The 2,194-nt window shown below is 70.6% G+C and carries 1 protein-coding gene and 1 pseudogene; both read left to right on the top strand.

Annotated elements, in window-relative coordinates; all coding sequences use genetic code 11:
- A partial coding sequence (locus CCL05_RS41130) for an IucA/IucC family protein (protein ID WP_086565675.1) occupies window positions 1-1,648 on the top strand: 1,648 nt, incomplete at its 5' end.
- Window positions 1,649-1,728: 80 nt separating this feature from the next.
- Window positions 1,729-2,194, top strand: a pseudogene (locus CCL05_RS41125) (acetyltransferase); the annotation flags it as partial.

The following is a 2,194-nucleotide window of genomic DNA, read 5'->3' as shown; positions in this document are numbered from 1 at the left end:
CCACGGCCACGGCCACGGCCAGGGTGACGGCCATGGGCACAGCAACAACGACCATGGTCATGGCCACGGTGCTGATGGCCGTCGCGTCGACGGTGTCGGACTCGTCGCGGGTGTTGCCGATTCCCTCCGCCGTGTCACCTCCTTCCTCAGCGACCGTGGCGAACGCCCGGTCGACGGCCCTGATCTCTTCCTGACGGCAGAACAGTCACTTGTCCTCGGACACCCCCTGCACCCGACCCCCAAGAGCCGCGAGGGTCTGTCCGAGGCCGAAGCACGGCTGTACTCGCCCGAGTTGTGCGGATCCTTCCCGCTGCACTGGATGGCCGTCTCCCCCTCCGTCCTCGCCACCGACTCCGCCTGGACCGAACGCGGCCGCCCTGTCGCCGCGGCCCGACTCACCGCACGCCTGGCCGAGACCGACCTGCCTCTGCCGGACGGGTACGCCCTGTTGCCCCTCCATCCCTGGCAGGCACGCGAGGTCCGGCACCGCCCGGAGACCGCCGCCCTGCTCGACAGCGGACTGCTCCGCGACCTCGGCGCTCATGGCACTCCCTGGCACCCCACCTCCTCCGTACGCACCGTCTACCGATCCGGTGCCCCCGCGATGCTCAAGCTGTCGCTGGGCGTGCGCATCACCAACTCCCGTCGCGAGAACCTCCGTAAGGAACTCCACCGCGGTGTCGAGGTCCATCGCCTGCTCCGCAGCGGACTGGCGCAGCAATGGCGGGCCGTTCACCCGTGCTTCGACATCGTTCGCGACCCGGCCTGGATCGCTGTCGGTGGACCCGGTGGACCCGGTGGACCCGGTGGACCCGGTGGACCCGCTGGGTCCGTTGGATCCGGGGGCACCGATGGCACCGGAGGTTCCGACGGTGCCCCCTTGACCGGGCTGGACGTGGTGATCCGCCACAACCCGTTCAGCCCTTCCGACGATGTCTCCTGCGTTGCCGGATTGGTCTCGCCGCGCCCGTGCTCGCCTGCACCGCCGGGAACGGCTCCCGACCGCCCGGACATCCACGGCCCGGTCCTTCGATCCCGGCTGGCCGAAGTCGTCACGCGTCTCGCCCGCCGGACCGGTCGGCCTCGCGGAGCCGTCGCCACCGAGTGGTTCCTGCGCTACCTAGAGCACGTCGTGCGTCCTGTCCTCTGGCTGGACGGAGAGGCCGGCATCGCCCTGGAGGCTCACCAGCAGAACACCCTGCTCCTGCTGGACCCCGACGGATGGCCCGCGGGCGGCCGCTACCGAGACAACCAGGGCTACTACTTCCGCGAGTCCCGACGCGCGGACCTCGACGCCCGGCTGCCCGGCATCGGTGAGCGGAGCGACACGTTCGTCTGCGACGAGGTCACCGACGAGCGCTTCGTCTACTACCTGGCGGTCAACAACGTCCTCGGCCTCATCGGAGCTTTCGGCTCCCAGAGGTTGGCCGACGAGCGGCTGCTGCTCGCCGCCTTCCGCCGTTTCCTCGGGAACGTCGCCGCCGGTCCGGCCCGGCTGCGCTCCTCGTTGCCGGCCCGGTTGCTCGACTCACCCGTGCTGCGCTGCAAGGCCAACCTGCTGACCCGGCTCCACGGCCTCGACGAACTCGTCGGCCCGGTCGACACCCAGTCCGTCTACGTCACCATCGCCAACCCCCTGCACCGCTGATCATCCTGACCGTCCTGAACACAACCGACCTCCTTCCTCCCTGAGGACACGCCTCACCCCTTTCCTGAGAGGAGCGTTTGGTGCCTTCCGCCGACCCGACCGCCCATGCCGGTGCCGCTGTCCCAGCCACGGCCGACGTCAACGCCGGTGCCGGCTCCCACGCCCGTTTCGACGCCGGGTCCGACGCCGGTTCCCGGGTCGACTCCAGCACGGGAGCCGACGGGGACTCCGGTGCGGATTCGGGTGCGGGTTCCGGTGCGGGCGGCCATGGCGAAGACACCATGGACCTGCGGCTCCCCGACGAACTCCTCGCCCCCCTCGCGGACGAGACGTCTGGCAGCCATGGAGTCGGGTGGCCGGACCAGGGCACGGACGATCTCCTCGACCGCGTCGCCGACTGGGGGCCGACCGACACACCCGCGGGCGTCTTCCACATCGTCCCCGTGCGCGTCCAACGCGATCTTCCGCTCATCAGCCGCTGGATGAACGACCCCGCCGCCGCTGCGTTCTGGGAGCTGTCGGGTCCCCAGAACGCAGCGGCGGCGG

Origin of the sequence: Streptomyces africanus (assembly GCF_002150735.1) — a bacterium.
In the GTDB taxonomy this organism is placed as follows: domain Bacteria; phylum Actinomycetota; class Actinomycetes; order Streptomycetales; family Streptomycetaceae; genus Streptomyces; species Streptomyces africanus.
This window is presented reverse-complemented; position numbering and strand designations above follow the sequence as displayed.